Below are 18,399 nucleotides of genomic sequence, written 5' to 3'. Positions count from 1 at the left end.
CCACGCACGAACTTGGGGCCTGCTCATGGACGTCTCCTTCCTCGGCGGACCGCACCCACAACGGGGTGTGGGTGTCGTCGCCCCCTTCGACTTCGCCCTCGACCGCGAGCTGTGGCGCTGGGTCCCGGACGAGGTCTCCCTCCATCTCACCCGCACGCCGTACGTGCCCGTCGAGGTCAGCCTGGACCTGGCGCGCCTGGTCAGCGAGCACGAGACGCTCGCCGACGCGGTCCGCGCGCTGACCGTCGCGGAGCCCGAAGTCCTCGCGTACGCCTGCACGTCGGGCAGCTTCGTCGGCGGCACCGCCGGTGAGCGGGCGATGTGCGAGGCCATGTCCCGCGAGGGCGCGGTCGCCTCCGTGACCACCTCCGGCGCGCTTCTTGAGGCACTGGAGGAACTGGGCGCCCGGCGCATCGCCCTCGTCACGCCCTACACCTGGTCGGTGACGCAGGCCCTGGAGGAGTACCTGGCCGAGGCGGGCGTGGTCGTCACGGCCCGCGCCTACCTGGGACTGACCCGGCACATCTGGAAGGTCCCCTACCGGGACGTGGCCGACATGGCGCGCCGCGCGGTCGAGGGCGGTGCGGACGCCCTCTTCATCAGCTGCACGAACCTCCCCACGTACGACGTGATCCCGCAACTGGAAGCGGAACTGCGCATGCCGGTGATCTCGGCGAACCAGGTGACGATGTGGTCGGCCCTGCGTCGGCTGGGTACGCGTGCGGTAGGGCCTTATCAGGCACTGATCGACCCGGGGGCACGGCCGGGCGCGAGTCCGCTGAATCCGCCGCCCCCACAGGGCCTGCCCGAAGGACCACCCGCGGGACCACCCGCAGAAGGAGGAGGCTGGACGTGACGGCACTCGGATTTCTCTACCCGGGGCACTCGGCCGAGGACGACTACCCCCGCATGGAGCAGATGCTCGGCAGCGATGTCCGGCTTCAGGTCGTCCACACGGACATCGGCGAGGACGCGCACCGGGTCGACGCGCTCCTGGAGATGGGCTCGGCCGCGCGGCTCGCCGCCGGCGTCGAGGAGCTGCGGCTCTCCGGCGCGGAGGCGGTCGTGTGGGCGTGCACCAGTGGCAGCTTCGTCCATGGCTGGGAGGGCGCGCACGAGCAGGTGCGCGGCCTCGCCCTCGCGGCGGGCCTGCCCGCCTCGTCGACGTCGTTCGCCTTCGCCCACGCCGTACGCGAGGTGGGCGCGGCCCGCGTCGCGATCGCTGCGACGTACCCGGACGACGTGGCCGCGCACTTCACGGCGTTCCTGAAGTCGGCGGGCACGGAGGTCGTCTCGACGCGGGGGAGCGGCGTCATCACGGCGGCGGAGGTCGGCACCTGGGGCCGCGAGGAGGTCCTCGCGCTGGCCCGCGACGGCGACCACCCGGACGCGCAGGCGCTGCTCCTGCCGGACACGGCGCTGCACACGGCGGCGTACGTCCGCGAGCTGGAGGCGGCCGTCGGCAAGCCGGTCCTGACGGCCAACCAGGTCACGGTCTGGGAGGCGCTGCGGCTCGCCGAGCGCCGGGTGAATGCCCCGGAGCTGGGCTCGCTGTTCACGAGGGAACCGGTGGTCCAGGCCGACGGCGGCACTTCCTAGGGGGCAGGGGCGTCAGGGGCGTCAGGGGCTGAGGATCAGTCTGACCACCGTTAACGTCTGGACCGACCCGGAGACGTAGTACAGGACGATGGCTCCCTCGACGGTCGCCTCCCTGCGGTCCTGCTCGCCCCGTACGGGCGTCGAGCCGTGGCCGTACGGGTCGCGGCCGATCGTGCGTGTCAGCGCGGCGCGGAACGCATCGGGGTCGCCCATCTTGGCGAGGGTGTCGTCCGCGGGCGGCGCGTAGGTGATCCGGTGGGCCCGGCGGTGGCGGGGGCTCACGCCGTTCCCCGCCGCTCGGCCTCGTCGGAGGCGAGCCGCGCGAGTCGCGCCTCGGCGTCCGGATCGGGCACGGCCTCCAGCATCCAGTGCCGCATCACGGCGTGGATCTCGTCGACCCCGGCGGCGTTGATGGCCCGGTCGAACTCCGCGCGCCGGTCCTCGGGCAGGGCGGCGCGGATGTCCGGGATGGTGTTGGGCACCTCGACCTCGACTCCGTCGACCAGTGTCTTCAGGGGATCAGCCATGGCGGCACGGTACTGGTACGAGGCGCCGACCGGGGCGCGGCCATGGCCCCGGAATAAAACGGAGTGTGCCTCCTGTTGTGCTCTCCCGTACCCACGTGACGTACATACGCAGTGCAGGAGGCACCCCAGTGACAGTGGACCCGACCGGCGACGGCACCCGCGACGACGGCACCCGCGACGACGGCATCCGCGGTGACGGCATCCGGGGTGAGCGGCACGGCACCGCGCCCGTTCCCCTGTCCGTCCTCGACCTCGTCACCGTCGGCGCCGGGCGCACCGCCACCGACGCGCTGCGCACCAGCGTCGAGATCGCCAAGCTCACCGAGGCCCGCGGCTACCACCGCTACTGGGTGGCCGAGCACCACTCCATGCCGGGCGTCGCGTCCTCCTCACCGGCCGTGATCCTCGCCCACCTCGCCGCCCACACCGACCGCATCCGGCTCGGCTCCGGCGGCGTCATGCTGCCCAACCACGCCCCGCTCGTCATCGCCGAGCAGTTCGGCACCCTGGAGGCGATGGCCCCCGGCCGCGTCGACCTGGGCCTCGGCCGCGCCCCCGGCACGGACGGCGCCACCGCCGCCGCGCTGCGCCGCTCGGACCGGCTGAGCGAGGGCGCCGACGAGTTCCCGCAGCAACTGGCCGAGCTGACGCGCTTCTTGGACGACGACTTCCCGGACGGCCACCCCTACCGGCGCATCCACGCCGTGCCGGGACCGATCCAGGCGACCTCGCCCGGCGGTGTCCAGTCCCCGCACCGGCCGCCGCTGTGGCTGCTCGGCTCCTCCGGTTTCAGCGCGCGCCTCGCCGGTGTCCTCGGCCTGCCGTTCGCCTTCGCGCACCATTTCTCGGCGCAGAACACCGTCCCGGCGCTGGACCTCTACCGCGAGTCGTTCAAGCCCTCCGCGGTGCTCGACGCCCCCTACGCCCTCATCGGTGTCTCGGCACTCGCCACGGACGACGAGAACGAGGCCCGCCGCCAGGTCATGGCCGCCGCCCTGAACATGGTCCGCCTGCGCACCGGGCGTCCCGGCCTGGTCCCCACCCCGGAGGAGGCGGAGGCGTACGAATTCAACGAGATGGAACGGGAGTTCGTCGCGAGCTGGAACGCCAACGTCATCCATGGCACCGCCGACCAGGTCCGCACCGGCCTCGACGACCTCGCCAAGCGGACGGGGGCGGACGAGCTGATGATCACGGGCAACGCGCACGGTGGTGACATCCGTCTGCGGTCGTACGAGCTGATCGCGAACGCGTACGGGTTGCCCCTGGCGTAGCCCCGTAAGGGGCGCGCTCAGCCCCTTGCGGTCCGCAGCGGCTGGTGTGCGGGATTGCGCGGACGCGTCTGCCTGTGACGGTGCGCCTGCGTGTGCGGGTGGGACGGGGGTTGCTCGCGCAGTTCCTCGCGCCCCTGGGGGCGGTCGTCGGCCGTAGGGCCCCGTAAGGGGCGCGGGGAACTGCGCGCTCAGCTCCTTGCGGGCCGCAGCGGCGGGTGTCCGGGATTGCGCAGACGCGTCAGTTCCTCGCACCCCTGAAACCACCGCCCCGTAAGGGGCGCGGGGAACTGCGCGAGCAACCCCGTTCGGTCCGCACCCGCGCGCGGCGGGCTGTGGGCAGACGCGTCTGCGTGGTCCCCCGCGTCGGCCGGTGCGGCTCTCAGTGGGCTGGGCGCGCAGTTCCTCGCGCCCCTGACGGGGCGGCGGCCGTGGTGCGCAGCAGCAGGGAGATGCGGTCCGCCGGGACCGGGCGGGAGTAGAGCCAGCCCTGGCCCGTGTCGCAGCCGATCCGCCGCAGCCGCGCGGCCTGCGCCGCCGTCTCCACGCACTCCGCGGTGACCGTGATCCCCAGGCGGTGGGCCAGCTGCACCAGCGCCTCGACGATGACCTCGTCGGCGGGGTTGGTGTGCGTCTCCCCCTCCTCGTACTGGAAGCCCCGTACGAAGGACCCGTCCAGCTTCAGGACCGACACCGGCAGCCGGCTCAGGTAGGCCAGGTTCGAGTACCCCGTGCCGAAGTCGTCGATGGCGATCCGCACCCCCATGTCGCTGAGCGCCTGGAGGGCCTGGAGGGGACGGCCCGCCGAGCCCATGACGGCGGACTCGGTCAGCTCCAGCTGGAGCAGCCGGGCCGGCAGGCCCGTCTCGGCGAGGATCTCCGCCACGTCCGCGACCAGGTCGGAGTCCCACACCTGCCGCACCGCCACGTTCACGCTCACGAACACGGGCTCCCGCTCGGGGTGCGCGACCTGCCACCGCCGGGCCTGCCGACAGGCGGTCCGCAGCACCCAGCGGCCGAGCTGCACGATCGAACCGTCCTCTTCCGCCAATCCGATGAACCGATTCGGCGTCAACAGCCCGAACTGCGGATGCCGCCACCGCACCAGCGCCTCGACGCCCCGCACACCCTCGTCGTCCAGACCCACCAGCGGCTGGTAGTCCAGGACGAACTCGTCGCGCTCCACGGCGGGCCGCAGCGAACTGGAGAGTGTCTGACGGGTCATGCGGTGGGCGTTGCGCTCCGGGTCGAAGAGCGTCCAGCGGGCCTTGCCGTCCGTCTTCGCCCAGTACAGCGTGGTGTCGGCGGCCTGCATGAGCCCCGTCGTGGTGGTGCCCGCGGCCCGCCGCTCCACCACGCCGATGGAGGCGGAGACGGAGAGCCGCTGACCGGCGAGGTCGAACGGCTCCTGGAGAGCCTTCAGCGCCGCCTCGGCGAGGTCCGCCAGCTGTTCGGTCCCGGTCGAGTCCTCCACGAGCAGCGCGAACTCGTCACCCCCGAGGCGCGCCACCAGCGGCGCCGTCACCGCGCCGTACCCGGCCCGGTCGGCGCAGCGCGTGAGCCGCTCCGCGACGGCGGCGAGCAGCCGGTCGCCGACCCGGTGGCCGAGGGTGTCGTTGACCGCCTTGAACCCGTCAAGATCCAGGTAGCACAGGCCGACCCGGCCGGTGCTCGTGTCGTCGTACGCGCCCGCTTCGAGGGCGGCCGCCAGGCGTTCGAAGAAGAGGTTGCGGTTGGGCAGCCGCGTCACCGGGTCGTGCATCTGCACGTGGCGCAGCCGGGCCTGCAACTCGCGGCGCGCGCTGATGTCGGCGGCGGAGAGCAGGACGGTCCTGCCCTCGCGCCGCTCGGCGGACTCCGGCATCGGCGTGACCGTGATCTGTACCCACAGCGAGTGCCCGTCGGGATGTTTCAGTCGTCGCGTGCAGCGCAGCTTCGCCTGCCGGCCGCGGAGCACTTCGCGGTACGCGTGCCACGTACGGGCGTCGGAGGCGAGGTCGACCAGATCGGCGGCGACGCACCCGTCGAGCCCTCCGGGGCCTGCGCCGAGAAGCGTGCCGAGGGCGTCGTTGGCGCAGACGACCAGTCCCTCGCTGTCGACGACGGCCAGGGGGAGGGGGGCGTGCGCGAAGGCGCCGCGGTAGTCGACCCGCTCCGGGCCGCGACGTTCTGTGACGACAGGACGGGCTCGGCCGGGTGCAGTGGCCGCCATGGGGGTGGGCCCTTGGGACGTTCCGTTCACCGCTTGCTCCCGCAGTGCAGTTGTTCTCGAACAGGTCTCGTCGGGCGGCGGGCAGGGGGCGGACGGCGGTGTGGGGGCCGGGCCCGCGCTGGAAAGTGTGCCGATCATAGAGGCCCGCCTGAGGGGCTATCCAGCCATGCGACCGGACCGGGTGGGGCCCGTCGGCGATGGCAGATCGTTTCTGCTCGGCAGTGAACTGGTTCCTGCAAGGCCCGATCACTTGTGACGTTCCGTGAGCGGTCGGGGTGTCGCCCCGCTGCCCGCCGCTCACCCGGAAGGGCCAGACAAACAGGGCGAAGTTCAACAAAACATCACAAGGTGGGTGGGGTGTCCCGCATTCCGCACCCGGAGGTCGACGTGCCGCGTCAGCTCCCCCCCAGGGGACTCACCCGTGGAGGGAGGAACCCCAGGCCAGGAGGGAACCACCGGCTGCGCAGCACCGCGGCGATGCTCACCTCGCTGACCGCCCTCGTCGCCACCTCGCTCGTCGCGGGGCCCGCCATCGCCGAGTCCGTCGCGGGACCATGCGCCCTGCGCCGCACCGCCGCGCACCACTCGGAGGGCCTCGACACCTGGAACGCCGCCTATCCGCGCCCGGCCAGGACCCTGGACGCGGTCATGGTCTTCCTGTCCTTCCCGGACTCCCCGCCGCTGACCACGCCCGAGGAGCTGGCCGCCGACCACTTCCCCGCCACCAGCCGCTTCTTCGAACAGGCCTCCTACGGAAAGTTCAGGCTCCAGCCGCATCCGCAGCCCGAGTGGGTGCAGATGCCGCGGAACTCCCTCGCGTACGCCATAAAGCGCGACTGGAACGCGCAGCGCCGCGCCGCCTACCTGCGGGACGCGCTGGCCGCCGCCGATCCGCACGTGGACTTCTCCGGGTACGACATCGTCTACTTCGTCGCGGACCCGGACGCGCCCGGCGTCGACTCGGACGCCACGAAGGTCGTGAACTTCGACCGGCCGATGCGGGCCGACGGCACGGACATCCGGCGCATCGTCACCGTCTTCGAGCGCCACCCGCCGGACCGCAACGTCCTGGCCCACGAGACCGGCCACGTCTTCGACCTGCCCGACCTCTACCACCGGCCGACCGACGGCAAGGGCGACTGGGACACCCACGTGGGCGACTGGGACGTCATGGGCAGCCAGTTCGGCCTCGCCCCCGACCTCTTCGGCTGGCACAAGTGGAAGCTGGGCTGGCTGGAGCCGCGGCAGGTGCGCTGCGTGGCGGCGGGCACCGGGCGGCTGACCCTGGAGCCGCTGGCGGCCGAGCCCGCGCGGGGGGCGCTCGGCGGCACCAGGCTGGCCGTGGTCCGTACGGGCCGGGACTCCGCGATCGCCCTGGAGGCGCGGACCGCCGCCGGCAACGACCACGCGACGTGCACGGAGGGCGTGCTCGTCTACGAGGTGCGGGGCGAGACGGCCTCGGGGGACGGCCCCGTGGAGGTCGTCGACGCCCATCCGGAGTCAGAGTCCTGCTGGGGCGACTCGGTGTATCCGCAGCTGGCGGACGCCCCGGTGCGGGAGGGGGAGACCTTCACGGTGCCGGGGGAGGCGATCCGCGTCGAGGTGGAGGGGCGGACGGCTTCGGGGGCCTGGACGGTGAAGGTCACGGTGGGCTGACACCCTCCGGCGCGGGTGAGGCCCCGGCAACGCGAGAAGCCCCTCGCTCGCGCGAGGGGCTTCTTGCTGTCTGTGCGCCGCCAGGGACTCGAACCCCGGACCCGCTGATTAAGAGTCAGCTGCTCTAACCAACTGAGCTAGCGGCGCCTGCTGACGTCGTAGACCTTAGCATCCTGATCGGGGCCAGGAAAAATCGATATGCGGACCGTGGAGGAGGCCGCCGAGCGGGCCGCCCGGACGCAGGCCCAGAGCATCACCTCGGGACCGGGCAGCCAGGGATGGCGGGTGTCGGGGGCCACCAGCCAGCGCGAATCGAGACGGGCGTTATCGGGTGCGGCGTCCTCGGCGGTGGTGTCGGCGGCGGTCGTGAGCGGGGGCACGGTGATGGCGTCGCCCGTGCCGTGGCAGAGCACGGAGGGCACCGCGCGGCCCCACTCCTCCCACTCCAGGAGCGAGGGCAGGCGCGGCGCGGTGCCGGGGGCGGCGAACAGGAGCATGCGGCCGCGATGGGCGGCGACGGGGCCCGAGCCCGGGCCCTCCTCCCATAAGCGGTCGAGCATCCGCCGGCCGAAGACCGCGGGGACGCTCACCACGTCGAAGGCGGAGCCGCAGGGCAGGACGGCGGGCGCGGTCGGCCGGGCGCGCCAGTGGCTGAGCGTGCTGCGCGGGTACGTCTCGGCCGAGGCGAGCCAGGCGGCGCCCTCGGCGGTGACGCGGCAGGCGTCGCGGGAGGTCCGGGCGGGGGTGAGGGTGGGGGTGCTGGCGCTCATGACAGGAACATCTACCGGTAGTGAGCGTCCCCGTTCGGAGAGTTGCCGAAAGCCGGGACAGTGCCGGGTGAAGTGGAGTACCTTGCCCCCCGGGCATATGCCGTCCGCACTAACCCTGCCGGTCGGCGCCTCCGCGCAGGAGGTCACGGCCGAACTCGACCATCTTCTTCGCGTAGTCCTCGGTCCACTCGGCGCGCTCCGCGATCGTCGCGGTCGTCAGCCGGTCGAAGCGGCGGGGATCGGCGAGCTGCGCGGCCGCCATCGCCTGGAACTCGACGGACCGGTCCGTCGCGGCGCGGAACGCGTGCGTCAGCTCCGTCGCGCGGTCCAGCAGCTCCCGCGGGTCCTCGATCGACTCCAGGTCGAAGAAGTGCTCGGGGTCCGCCGCCGCCTCCGCCGGCTCGAAGAGCAGGGGCGCGGGGCGCATACGCTGCTCGGTCCGGGGCCGCTCGGGCTCCGCCATGGTGGTTCCTCCTCGTACGGTGCGTGCCGCCCGCGCGGCGTTGGGCCATCTTCCATTCTCCCCCGCAGCACAAGTAGGCAGGGGAGTCCGCCGCCGCCAGGGGCGCGGGGAACTGCGCGCTCGGCGCACGAGGGCGGCGGGCGCGTGCGCGGTTCTCCTGCGGCTGGACGGTGGGTCCGCCGCCGCCAGGGGCGCGGGGAACTGCGCGCTCAGCCCACGAAGAGCCGCAGACGCGTCTGCGCGGGACCCGGCAGTCGCGGCGGCGGCTTCCCTTCGGCTTGGCGGCGGCCCCGCTTCCCTCAGGGGCGCGGGGAACTGCGCGCCCAGCCCCCGCGGAGCCGCAGCCGCGTCCGCGCAGAGTCCGGCAGTCGCGGCGGCGGCTTCCCCTCGGCTTGGCGGCGGCCGCACCTCCCTCAGGGGCGCGGGGAACTGCGCGCCCAGCCCCCGCGGAGCCGCAGACGCGTCTGCGCAAGGTCCGGCAGCTGCGGCGGCGGCTTTTTCGTGGCTCGGCGGTGCCTCCGCCTCCCGCCACCCCCGGCGGCCGCCGCACCCTCACACCGGCCACCTCACCCTGTGCTCCGACAGCCGCGCGAGCACCGCATGGTTCGCCTCCCAGCCGTCCGGGAACTTCACCGTGACGCCCAGCTGAACCGGCTCCGTGGACGGGTGGTCGTCGAGGAGCGCGTCGACGCCCGCACGGCACACCACGATGCACGCGTGCCGGTGCCGCGAGGCAAGGACGCACAGCCGCCCCGTCTCCAAGTGGAACGCCGTGGCGTCCGGGCGCCCCGACAGCGGATGCAGGACGACCGTCACGTCGTACTCACGGCCCTGGAGGCGGTTCGCCGTGTCCACCGTGACGTCCGTGACGCCGAGCTCCGCGAGGGCCGCGCGGACCGCCGCCGCCTGGTCGCGGTGGGCGGTGCCCACCGCGATCCGGTCGGCCGTCAGCGGGGCGGGCTCGGGTCCGCGCTCCGACGTGGCCGCACCGCCCCGGTCCAGCAGGCGCCGCACCACCAGCGCCAGCGCCCGCACGGCCTGAGGGTCCGTACGCGGCGTGTTCCGCGCGGGCAGCTCCAGCAGGCCCCAGCCCGCCCGCGCCGCCTCGTCGATCACCCGGTCCGCCGCCGAACCGTCCGACGCCACCGCGAAGTTCAGCGTCCGGTCGCCAGGGCCCGTGCCGCTGCGGAAGGGCGTGTACGGATAGAACGCGCCGGACACCAGCGGCGCCGCCGACGCCGGCAGCCGCCAGGACACCGGAAGGCGGTGCTGCGGCAGCTCGGGGTTGTGGGCCAGCAGCGTCGCCACGGCGGAGGCCGAGGGATCGTACGACAGGCCCGCCCACTGCTCCGCGCCGACGATCGAGAACGGATCCAGCTGGCCCGGGTCGCCCACGAACAGCGCCCGCTCGAAGAGGCCCGCCACGGCCAGCAGCGCGTCCGACCGCATCTGGTACGCCTCGTCGACGATCGCGTGCCCCCACGGCGCGTCGAGCTGGTCCACCTTGACGTGCGCCCACTTCGCGGCCGTCGAGATGACCACGTCAAGACCGGCCAGGTCACCCGCCTTGGTGGACTTGCGGACGTTCGGCAAGTCGTCGAGCGCCTTGTCGTACGGGTCCGGGTCGCTGCTGTGCAGGCGGCCCACCGGAAGCTCCGGGTCCTTCTCGGCGAGGCGCAGCACCAGGTCGTCCACCTGCGCGTTCGTCTGCGCGATCACCATCAGCGGTCGGCCCGCCGCGGCCAGTTCCCGTGCCGCGCGAACCACCAGCGTCGACTTCCCGGCACCGGGCGGGGAGTCGACGACGACACCGCGGTGCGTGCCGTGCAGCGTGTCGTGGAGGATCGCGTCCGTGGCGCGCGCGGCCTCGGCGCCGGGGTCGAAGGCGTGGCCCGCGGGCGGGGCGAGCTGCATCACAGGGTGTCCTCCGCGGTGACGGGGTCAGGGCTCTCCGCGGCGCCCGACGGCGGGCCGCCGTGGGTCCACGGGGTCGCTTCCGGGTCCGGCAGCTTCGGGCCGCCGCGCTGCTCGTGCTCGAACAGCGTCCAGCAGATCCGCTCGCCCTTCTCGGGGACCGACCCCGCGTCGGGCTCCTTGCCGCGGCCCATCTTGTCGACCAGGCGCAGCACGATCGAGTGACCGGGGCCCTCACCCTCGTACGCCACGAACTCGGCCGTCTGCGGCTTGCCCTGGAGCGAGCGGTACACCTTCGTGCGCTCACCGAGGTGCGGGCGGTCGTCCGTGCGGACGGTGACCAGTGGGCGCGGCCTCGGGCTCTTGGCCTCGCTGTACGCCATGACGACCTCGGTCACCTCGCCCGCGAAGGCCTCGCCCGCCAGGCGGCGGCCCGCCATCACCAGCGGGTCGTCGAGGGCCTCCTGGGCGTCGAGGCGGGCCTGCTCGCGCTCGCGCGTGGCCAGTTTGTTCGCCGCGGTGATCGCGTCGTCGACGCGGGGCTGCGGGGGCTCGCCCGCCGTCACGCGGTCGCGGTGGCCGGTGAACGACCAGCGGTCGCGGGTCCACCGGTCGGCGTCGTGCGCGGCCACGGGCAGCGTGCACAGGGCGTCCAGGCCGCGCCACACGGCGTCCCAGGTGGGGCGGGTCCTGCTCTCGATCAGGGCGTGGATCTCGCGCTCGGCGGCCGTCAGCCCGGCCAGCCGCGTGTCCGCCTCGACGCCGTCCTGCGCGGCGGCAAGGGCGGTGCGCGCGCGGTCGTAGCGCTCGATGGCGGGGGCCAGCAGGTCGTTGTCGAACGCCGGGTCGGTGGCCGGGCCCGCGGGCGGGCACAGCAGCTGGCCGTCCTTGTCGCGTGCCAGCTCGGCGCGGAGCGCGGCCTCGGCGCCCGAGGTGCCCTCCGGGGCCTCGATCCAGGCGAGCAGGGCGCCCAGGTGCTGGTCCTCCAGGCTGGACTGGCCAGTGGCCCAGTGCCGCGAGAGCAGGTCGGTCATGGCGACGAGCAGAGACGAGCCGGGGACGCGGGCACGCTCCCCGAAGTGCGTCAGCCAGCGGCCGAGGAGGGGCACGCGGGGCGGGGCGGGATAGGGCGCGTCGGGGTCCTGCTCGGCGGTGCGGCGAAACCGCATGGAGCGGCCGAGGAGCCGCACGAACTCGACGCCGGCGCGGCTCGGGACGATCAGCTGCGGGGCGTCCGCGCACAGTTCGACCTCGACCTTGACGCGCTTGCCGGTCTCGGGGTCGGTCTCACTGCGCTCGGCCGCCTCGACGTCGTCGGCGTACGCGTCGATGTACGGCAGGACGGTCTCGGCGAGCCGGGCGAGGAACGCGAAGCGCAGGTCGCGGTCGCGGGGCTGCGGTACGACGAGGAGGCGGGGCGCGGTGCGCTCCGTGCCGACGAGCGCGCCCAGCGGTGCGCCCGCCTCGCCGGCGGTGGTCAGCGGGACGAGGACCAGCGGCCGCTGGGAGATGTGCCGGTGGCGCACCGTCGCGCGCGGCTGCGCGCGTCCGGTGCTCACGGCCTCAAGACGGGCGAGGCTGTCGATCAGCGACACGAGCGGCCTTTCTTCGTCTGCGGGGCGTGGGGGCGCACGGCGGGCGGCGTCAGCGTCACGAAGCCTCCAGCGCACCGGCGCCGGCCGCGGCGCCCGCGCCCGCCAGCGCCTCGGACCGCAACGCCGCCGCCCTCCGCAGCGTCGCCACCGCCGGGTCGTCCGGGTCGCCCGAGGTGCCCGCGGCCGCCGCGAGGATCTCGCCGATCGTGGTCAGGCCGCCCAGCTCGCCGCGGATCGAGCGGCCCAGGGACGTCACCTCGCCCTCCTCGCGGGCGCGGGTCCGGCAGTGGAAGGCCAGCTCGCAGGCGGCCAGGCACTCGGGGGCGTACGTCGCGGGGACCGCCTCGACCGCCGCCGTCAGCTCGGCGGCGGAACGGCGCACATCGAAGGTCGTGCCCTCGGGCAGCTGAGCCGCGATGTCCTCGACCCGGGTGAGGCGGGCCAACTGGCGCCTGGTCACCGCCAGTTGCTTGCGGACGTCGATCGCCGACGCCGTGGGGAGGTTCGAGAAGTCCTTGGGGCAGACCAGCAGGACGTCGTGCCGGACGCGGGGCGCCGGGTCCAGGCGCTCGGCCACCCGCTCCAGCGCCAGCGCGTACACCGCGGCCTGGCGGGCCGCCGCGCCCACCTTCGCCGCGTCCGCCGAACCGTCGATCATCGGGAAGGACTTGATCTCCACGACCGTCCAGCCGCCGTCCGGATGGACGACCACCGCGTCCGGCTCCAGGAAGGCGAGGGTCCCCGCGACGTCCAGCGCCAGCATGGGATGGTCGAGGAGCGTCCAGCCGCCGGACTCCGTGGCCTCGCGCAGCGCCAGCGCCGTGCGTGCCGCCCGGCCCTCGGGGCCCGCCGCCGCGAGGTCGGGGACGGCGGACTCACCCGGCACCGGCTCAAAACCGCCGCCGAGGCGCCCGTGCGTCAGCCGCAGCAGCTCCGCGCCGCCGTCCGCCTTGACCCGCGCCTCGAAGGCGTTGCCCCGCATGAACGCGAACTGGGACTGCCCGAAGCCGGAGGGCGCGCCGAGCGACCGGGCGAGCGCCGTCTTGTCCACGCCCGCCCCGTCGAGCAGCGCGCGCCGGCTGCAGCCGGGATTGGCCGCGAGCGCGGCGAGCGCGCGGGCGTCAAGCGGCAGTGCGGGTACGTCACCGCCGCGCAGCTCAGCGAGCCGGTGCCGCAGCGCTGTCCGCCGCGTCGGCGGGGTGGACGCTCGGCTCGGCGCCGGGGACGGCACTGTGCTTGCGCTGTCGGGGAAATCGCTCACCCGGCGAAGTCTGGCACTCGCCACTGACAATTGAGGACTCTGGGGCGGACGCGACCGCGGCGGTCCGCGTGAACCGCTCCCGCAGCCGCTCCATCACCGGCCCCGTGAGCCGCTGCACGGGCCGTACGAGCAGCAGCCCGACGCCCATCACGGCGGCGCCCGCGACCGCGTCGAAGAAGTAGTGGTTGGCGGTGCCCATCACGACGAGCGTGGTGATGAGCGGATAGGCGACCGCGGCGGCCCGCACCAGCGGCGAGCGCCCGTGCCGCCACAGCATCACGCCGCACCACAGCGCCCACCCCACGTGGAGGCTCGGCATGGCCGCGTACTGGTTGGTCATGCCGCCGAGCCCGCGCGGCGCGCTCGCCTCGGCTCCCCACCAGCCGTAGTCGCTGTACTGCGCCATGGTGTCGATGAAGCCGTGGCCCGCGCTCAAAAGCCGCGGCGGACACGTCGGCAGGAGCGTGAAGCCGACCAGGCCGATCAGGGTGGAGATCATCAGCCACGCGCGTGCCGCGCGGTAGTGCACCGCGCGGCTGCGGAAGAGCCAGACCAGCACGGCGGGCGTGACGAGATAGTGCAGCGAGGCGTACCAGAAGTCGGCGGGGACGCCGATCCAGGCGTGGGCGGTGAAGAGACGGTTCAGCGGGCTCTCCGCGTCGAGCCGCAGGAACTGCTCGGCCCTGAGGATCCCGACACCGTGGTCGACGGCGCTGGAGACGTCCCCCCGCGCGAGCAGCCGCCCCGCCGAGTACGCGGCGTACACCAGCACGATCAGCGGCAGCTCGGTCCACCAGCGCAACTGGTGCCCGATTATGCGGCCGGTGCCTGGTACGTCCTTCTTCGGCATCCGGTCGGTCCCCCATCATCTCTGTTCACTCGGTGTAGCCCGGCGCGTCACTTTACGGCGTACGCGAGGACCGCGGGGGTGCCGTCCCCCGGAGGTAGGGGACGCAGGGATCGGCCCAGGGGTTGCCAGGCCGGACGAGGCGTCGATCACGGGTGGGCGATGATGGAGGGGCGGACGCGCCCGGTCCGCGGAGAGCACGAAAAGCTTGGAGAGTCCCCCCATGGCACCCCGCATCCTGCTGGCCCGGCACGGACAGACGGAATGGTCACTGTCCGGGAAACACACCGGCAGGACGGACATCCCGCTCCTCGACGAGGGCAGGCGGGGCGCGAAGCTCCTGGGCGAGCGGCTGCACCGCGCGCCCTACGACGGCCTCCCGGACGTCGAGGTACGCACGAGCCCGCTCGCCCGCGCGCGTGAGACCTGCGAGATCGCCGGCTTCGGGGACCGTGCCCGCCCGTGGGGCACGCTCATGGAGTTCGACTACGGCGACTACGACGGCATGACCCCGGCCGACATCCAGGCCATCCGGCCCGGCTGGCTCATCTGGCGCGACGGCGTCCCCGGCGGCGAGACGCTCGCACAGGTGTCCGCCCGCGCGGATGAGGTGGTCGAGTGGGCCAGGAGCGCGGACCGCGACGTGCTGGTCTTCGCGCACGGCCACATCCTGCGGGTCATCGGCGCGCGCTGGCTCGGCCTCGACATCGGCTTCGCGGCCCGCATCCGCCTCAACCCGACGTCCCTCTCGGTCCTCGGCTGGGCCTATGGAGAGCCCGCCATCGAGTCGTGGAACGAGACGGGCCACCTGGCCTAGGGCCTGTCTGACAATTCCCGCCTGCCTCGCGACGCCATGCACGCACTCGCGCCGCACCGGGCGCAGAGCCAAGTACATCCAGTACGAGGCCCTACGCCCGGCACGCCGAGAGCACGCACCTGACGCCGCGAGGCCGCCCTCCGGGCGACGACGCGAATTGTCAGACAGGCCCTAGCGGTCCGGGCCCTTCACCGGGCGTACGCCTACACGGCCCGCGGCAGCGCGGCGTGCCGCTCCAGGAAGCCGCCCACCCCGGAGGCCCTGCGGTGCGGCAGCAGCACCCGCGCGGTCGCGGCGAGCATCGACTGGATGCGGGACGACTGCACCTCGTCGAGGAGGGTCAGCACCCGCAGGCCCGCCGTCGCCGCCTCGTCGGGGCGTCCCGCGCGCGCCAGGTCGTCGGCCAGCTCGGCGGTGTAGAGCGCGATATTCCGGGTGAAGTGCGGAGTCTTCGCGGAGGCCGTGGCCGCCGCGCGCCGCGCGTGCCGGGCAGCCCGCTCCCAGTCGCCGAGCGCCGACCAGCACTGCGCCTCGAGGCCCTCCAGCTCGGCCGGGCCGTAGAAGCTCATCCACTCCGGGTCGGCGTCCGAGGCCCCCCGCTGGAAGAGGGCGTGCGCACGGGCCAGCGACTGCTCGCAGCCCACGCGGTCGCCGAGCCCCGCCCAGCCCCCGGCCTCACGCAGCGCGAGCAGCGAGAGCAGCCGGTGCGAGCCGCCGTGCCGCGCGGCGTGGGTGCCCGCCTGCGCGGCACGCACGGCCTCCCGGGGGCGCCCGGCGTCGCGCGCGAGGAAGGCGGTGTTGCAGAAGGCGTGCGCCTCCAGGCCGGGGTCCCCGGCGACTCTTGCCGTGGCGAGTGCCTCGGCGTAGTGCGAGCGGGCGTCGTCGAAGCGGCCCGAGTCGTGCGCCAACCAGCCGACCGAGATGGCCAGCTCCCCGGCGCAGGCGTGCAGCCGGTCCGAGGCGGACTGCCGGGTGGTGCCCGCGTCGAGCAGGGTATAGGCGGTGCGCAGCGGGGCGGCGGCGCGCCGGTAGAGGCCGTCGGCGCCGTGCCGGTCGTCGAGCAGCCTGATCTTGCGCACGGCCTCCTCGACCGCGTCCGCCTCGGCCTCGCCGATCCTGCGGCCGAGCCGGGCGGCGGCCTCGGCCGGTCCGCCCAGGGCGAGCCCGATGGGTGCCAGGGACGCGGTGGCCACGGCGGCGGTGGAGCCGGTCATGAATGCGCGACGTTGCACGTCGCTCTCCTCGTGAGTCTGGATCGCGTACGGATCGCAGGCGCGGGGGTCGGACCCGGACGGATGGGACTCGTACAACTGGATCGTGGTGTGCGGCTTGTTCGTGGTGCTGGATCGGTCCGTGGTGCTGGTCCGGTCCGTGGTGCTGGTCCGGTAGGGCCCGTGCGGACGGATCACGGCGGGGACGGGCGGCGCCTCGGCGTCGGCGCGCGTCCCCCTGCCGCGGACCTGCGCACGGGGCGCGAACCCCAGGTCGGCCAGCGTCCGGCCCGGGAACATGTGCAGGAACACACGCTCGTAGGCGTAGTTGGGGCAACGGATCTCGCCCGCCTCCACGCGTCCGACATAGCGCGCGTCGCAGCTGACACGCTCACCGATCTCGCGCGCGGCCCGCCGGACCGCCGCGGCGAACTCGCCGGGCGAGCGCGGTCCGCGCAGCTGCCGGAAGGCAAGGTTCGGTCGCGGGGACTGAGTTGACGATGCCATCGGTGACGACGCCATGGCCGGACCCTCTCGTGCGGAGCGTGCCGGACCGCGCACACGCTGGCGCACTGGACGCGGCACCCGCGCACGGGATTCTCGCGGGGCTGCCCCCTGTTCCGGCGGAGCACGAACGTACCCGCTGTGACGGGTTCGACACGCGGAGTTTGGCTACAAACCGGATATCTCACCCACGATCTGCCATGAACTGCCATCCTTTGCGGCGGCGTGCCGCAGTGCCTGTTGACGCAGAGTCGCGTTGAACCATGTGGAGTGGGAGATCCGAACAGCTCCCGCACTCGCGTGGAGGGGTCCCCCTTGTTGGAGATCGGCATGCAGAACAGCGACTCCCGTACGGACAGCGGCACGTCCGCGGCCTCGCGGACGACGGCACGGCACCGGCCCACCCAGGACGGCAGCGCGCCACCCCGCGACGCGGGCCCCTGCGACGACGAATGCTGTGACCTCGTCACCGTCCCGGCCCGGCAGGGCCTCGAAGCGGTCGACATCCTGCGCCGCGGCGCGGGCGACACCATCGGCCCCGTCCTGCACGACGGGAGCTGCGACACCCTCGGCTTCCTGGTGCCGCCCGGCACCGCCGACGGCTGGGACCTGCCGGGCAGCGCCTGCACGCAGACCTCCGGACGCGGCGCGCGCCTCGTCCCTGAGCCGGACCCCGGGCCCGCCGTCCCCGAACCGCCGGTCGCGGGCACCGGCTGGCTCCTGCCACCGGGCGGCGAGACCGACCCCGTCACCGACCCCGCCGTCCTTCGGGCCGCGCTCGGCCAGGCGGCCCGCACCATCGAGGCCGCCGACAACTGCCGCTGACCGGTCCCCCCCCCCCCCGCGCCGCCGGGCCGCTTCGTCCGCGTACGCCGATAATGGTCTGATGGCAAGGAACAGGCGATCCCGGGAAGGGTCCGAGGCCGTCGTCGAGAAGGTGGACGGCGGGCTCGCCGAACTCATGCCCGACCGGGACAGGCCGCGCGCGTGGACGCTGCTCGTGGACGGCGCCCCGCAGTCCCACGTGGACCTCGACGACCCCACGTACCTCGACTTCGAGTACCAGCGCAGGATCGGCCACATCGCCGACCTCGTCGCGCCCGCGGGCAGGCCGATACGGGCGGTGCACCTCGGCGGCGGCGCCTTCACCCTCGCCCGGTACATAGCGGCGACCCGGCCCCGCTCCACCCAGCAGATCGTCGAGCGCGACACCGCGCTCATCCAACTCGTCCGGCGCGAGCTGCCACTGGACCCGCAGGCCCGCGTCCGGGTGCGCGGCACCGACGCCCGCGAAGGCCTCGCGAAGATCGCCGACGGCTGGGCGGACCTCGTCATCGCCGACGTCTTCAGCGGCGCCCGCACCCCCGCGCATCTCACCAGCACGGAGTTCCTCACCGATATACGCCGGGTCCTGGCGCCCGGCGGGTACTACGTGGCCAACCTCGCCGACGGGCCGCCGCTCGCACACCTGCGCGGCCAGCTCGCCACCGCCGCCGCGCTCTTCCCCGAACTCGCGCTCGTCGCCGACCCCGCCGTGCTGCGCGGCAAGCGGTTCGGCAACGCCGTGCTCCTCGGCTGCGCCCAGGAGCTGCCCGTCGCCGAGCTGACCCGGCGCAGCGCGAGCGACCCGCACCCCGCCAGGGTCGAACACGGGCGCGGGCTGCGGGACTTCAGCGGAGGGGCGGCCGTCGTGACGGACGCCGGCGCGGTCGCCTCGCCGGCGCCACCGCCGTCCGTCTTCAGGTGACGTCG

17 protein-coding genes and 1 tRNA gene are annotated in these 18,399 nt (G+C 73.9%); 7 read left to right on the top strand and 11 right to left on the bottom strand.

Annotated features, from left to right (window positions below; genetic code table 11):
- The first annotated feature begins 25 nt into the window (after nucleotides 1–25).
- Both ACF062_RS05390 and ACF062_RS05385 read left to right on the top strand, forming a co-directional pair.
- Nucleotides 26–856, top strand: coding sequence for an aspartate/glutamate racemase family protein (locus ACF062_RS05390; RefSeq protein ID WP_392135906.1), 831 nt, complete (start codon nucleotides 26–28; stop codon nucleotides 854–856).
- Entirely contained in the window at nucleotides 853–1,599 is a 747-nt protein-coding gene (locus tag ACF062_RS05385; RefSeq protein WP_392135903.1) for a decarboxylase, read from the top strand. Before ACF062_RS05390 ends, ACF062_RS05385 begins: the two co-directional genes overlap by 4 nt.
- 21 nt (nucleotides 1,600–1,620) lie before the next feature.
- Here ACF062_RS05385 and ACF062_RS05380 read toward each other — a convergent pair whose 3' ends face one another.
- Together ACF062_RS05380 and ACF062_RS05375 are read right to left on the bottom strand one after the other, a co-directional pair.
- Nucleotides 1,621–1,812: a hypothetical protein gene (locus ACF062_RS05380; RefSeq protein WP_392136544.1), complete on the bottom strand. Its 192-nt coding sequence runs from the start codon at nucleotides 1,810–1,812 to the stop codon at nucleotides 1,621–1,623.
- Nucleotides 1,813–1,877: 65 nt separating this feature from the next.
- Complete coding sequence (locus ACF062_RS05375) at nucleotides 1,878–2,126, bottom strand: hypothetical protein (protein ID WP_223774784.1); 249 nt, start codon at nucleotides 2,124–2,126, stop codon at nucleotides 1,878–1,880.
- Nucleotides 2,127–2,311: 185 nt separating this feature from the next.
- Between ACF062_RS05375 and ACF062_RS05370 the strand changes: the two genes are divergently transcribed.
- Entirely contained in the window at nucleotides 2,312–3,400 is a 1,089-nt protein-coding gene (locus ACF062_RS05370) for an LLM class flavin-dependent oxidoreductase (RefSeq protein WP_392136542.1), read from the top strand.
- Nucleotides 3,401–3,779: 379 nt separating this feature from the next.
- Here the strand turns inward: ACF062_RS05370 and ACF062_RS05365 are convergent, their stop codons facing one another.
- Nucleotides 3,780–5,609, bottom strand: a complete 1,830-nt coding sequence (locus ACF062_RS05365; RefSeq protein ID WP_392135900.1) for a putative bifunctional diguanylate cyclase/phosphodiesterase — start codon at nucleotides 5,607–5,609, stop codon at nucleotides 3,780–3,782.
- Nucleotides 5,610–5,966: 357 nt separating this feature from the next.
- Here ACF062_RS05365 and ACF062_RS05360 point away from each other — a divergent pair, with 357 nt between their 5' ends.
- Nucleotides 5,967–7,265 (top strand): M6 family metalloprotease domain-containing protein, encoded by a 1,299-nt coding sequence (locus ACF062_RS05360; RefSeq protein WP_392135897.1) that lies wholly within the window; start codon nucleotides 5,967–5,969, stop codon nucleotides 7,263–7,265.
- A gap of 73 nt (nucleotides 7,266–7,338) precedes the next feature.
- Here ACF062_RS05360 and ACF062_RS05355 read toward each other — a convergent pair.
- The 7 genes from ACF062_RS05355 to ACF062_RS05325 all read right to left on the bottom strand — a co-directional run bounded on the left by ACF062_RS05355 (nucleotide 7,339) and on the right by ACF062_RS05325 (nucleotide 14,118).
- A tRNA-Lys gene (locus ACF062_RS05355) sits at nucleotides 7,339–7,412 on the bottom strand.
- Nucleotides 7,403–8,035 (bottom strand): bifunctional DNA primase/polymerase, encoded by a 633-nt coding sequence (locus tag ACF062_RS05350; RefSeq protein ID WP_392135894.1) that lies wholly within the window; start codon nucleotides 8,033–8,035, stop codon nucleotides 7,403–7,405. The genes ACF062_RS05355 and ACF062_RS05350 overlap by 10 nt, the downstream gene beginning before the upstream one ends.
- 109 nt (nucleotides 8,036–8,144) lie before the next feature.
- On the bottom strand, nucleotides 8,145–8,498 hold the full coding sequence (locus tag ACF062_RS05345) for a hypothetical protein (protein WP_223774780.1): 354 nt from the start codon (nucleotides 8,496–8,498) through the stop codon (nucleotides 8,145–8,147).
- 552 nt (nucleotides 8,499–9,050) lie between these two features.
- Nucleotides 9,051–10,412 (bottom strand): AAA family ATPase, encoded by a 1,362-nt coding sequence (locus tag ACF062_RS05340; protein WP_392135889.1) that lies wholly within the window; start codon nucleotides 10,410–10,412, stop codon nucleotides 9,051–9,053.
- A complete protein-coding gene (locus tag ACF062_RS05335; RefSeq protein ID WP_392135886.1) occupies nucleotides 10,412–12,007 on the bottom strand; it encodes a hypothetical protein in 1,596 nt (531 codons plus the stop codon). Before ACF062_RS05335 ends, ACF062_RS05340 begins: the two co-directional genes overlap by 1 nt.
- A 55-nt stretch (nucleotides 12,008–12,062) precedes the next feature.
- Nucleotides 12,063–13,238 carry a hypothetical protein gene (locus ACF062_RS05330; protein WP_392136540.1) on the bottom strand — a complete coding sequence of 392 codons (1,176 nt, stop codon included), beginning with the start codon at nucleotides 13,236–13,238 and terminating at the stop codon, nucleotides 12,063–12,065.
- Entirely contained in the window at nucleotides 13,165–14,118 is a 954-nt protein-coding gene (locus ACF062_RS05325) for a phosphatase PAP2 family protein (protein WP_392135884.1), read from the bottom strand. Before ACF062_RS05325 ends, ACF062_RS05330 begins: the two co-directional genes overlap by 74 nt.
- Before the next feature lie 220 nt (nucleotides 14,119–14,338).
- Between ACF062_RS05325 and ACF062_RS05320 the strand changes: the two genes are divergently transcribed.
- Complete coding sequence (locus ACF062_RS05320) at nucleotides 14,339–14,932, top strand: histidine phosphatase family protein (RefSeq protein WP_392135881.1); 594 nt, start codon at nucleotides 14,339–14,341, stop codon at nucleotides 14,930–14,932.
- 203 nt (nucleotides 14,933–15,135) lie between these two features.
- On the opposite strand, the gene ACF062_RS05315 is transcribed toward ACF062_RS05320, so the two are convergent.
- The gene (locus ACF062_RS05315) at nucleotides 15,136–16,665 is read right to left on the bottom strand and encodes a hypothetical protein (RefSeq protein WP_392135878.1); all 1,530 of its coding nucleotides are present in this window, start codon (nucleotides 16,663–16,665) and stop codon (nucleotides 15,136–15,138) included.
- A gap of 312 nt (nucleotides 16,666–16,977) precedes the next feature.
- Here ACF062_RS05315 and ACF062_RS05310 point away from each other — a divergent pair, with 312 nt between their 5' ends.
- Together ACF062_RS05310 and ACF062_RS05305 are read left to right on the top strand one after the other, a co-directional pair.
- On the top strand, nucleotides 16,978–17,472 hold the full coding sequence (locus ACF062_RS05310) for a hypothetical protein (RefSeq protein ID WP_356573008.1): 495 nt from the start codon (nucleotides 16,978–16,980) through the stop codon (nucleotides 17,470–17,472).
- 61 nt (nucleotides 17,473–17,533) lie between these two features.
- On the top strand, nucleotides 17,534–18,394 hold the full coding sequence (locus ACF062_RS05305; RefSeq protein WP_392135875.1) for a spermidine synthase: 861 nt from the start codon (nucleotides 17,534–17,536) through the stop codon (nucleotides 18,392–18,394).
- Nucleotides 18,395–18,399 lie beyond the last annotated feature (5 nt).

The sequence above is a fragment of the Streptomyces sp. NPDC015345 genome (genome assembly GCF_043078805.1).
In the GTDB taxonomy this organism is placed as follows: domain Bacteria; phylum Actinomycetota; class Actinomycetes; order Streptomycetales; family Streptomycetaceae; genus Streptomyces.
This window is presented reverse-complemented; position numbering and strand designations above follow the sequence as displayed.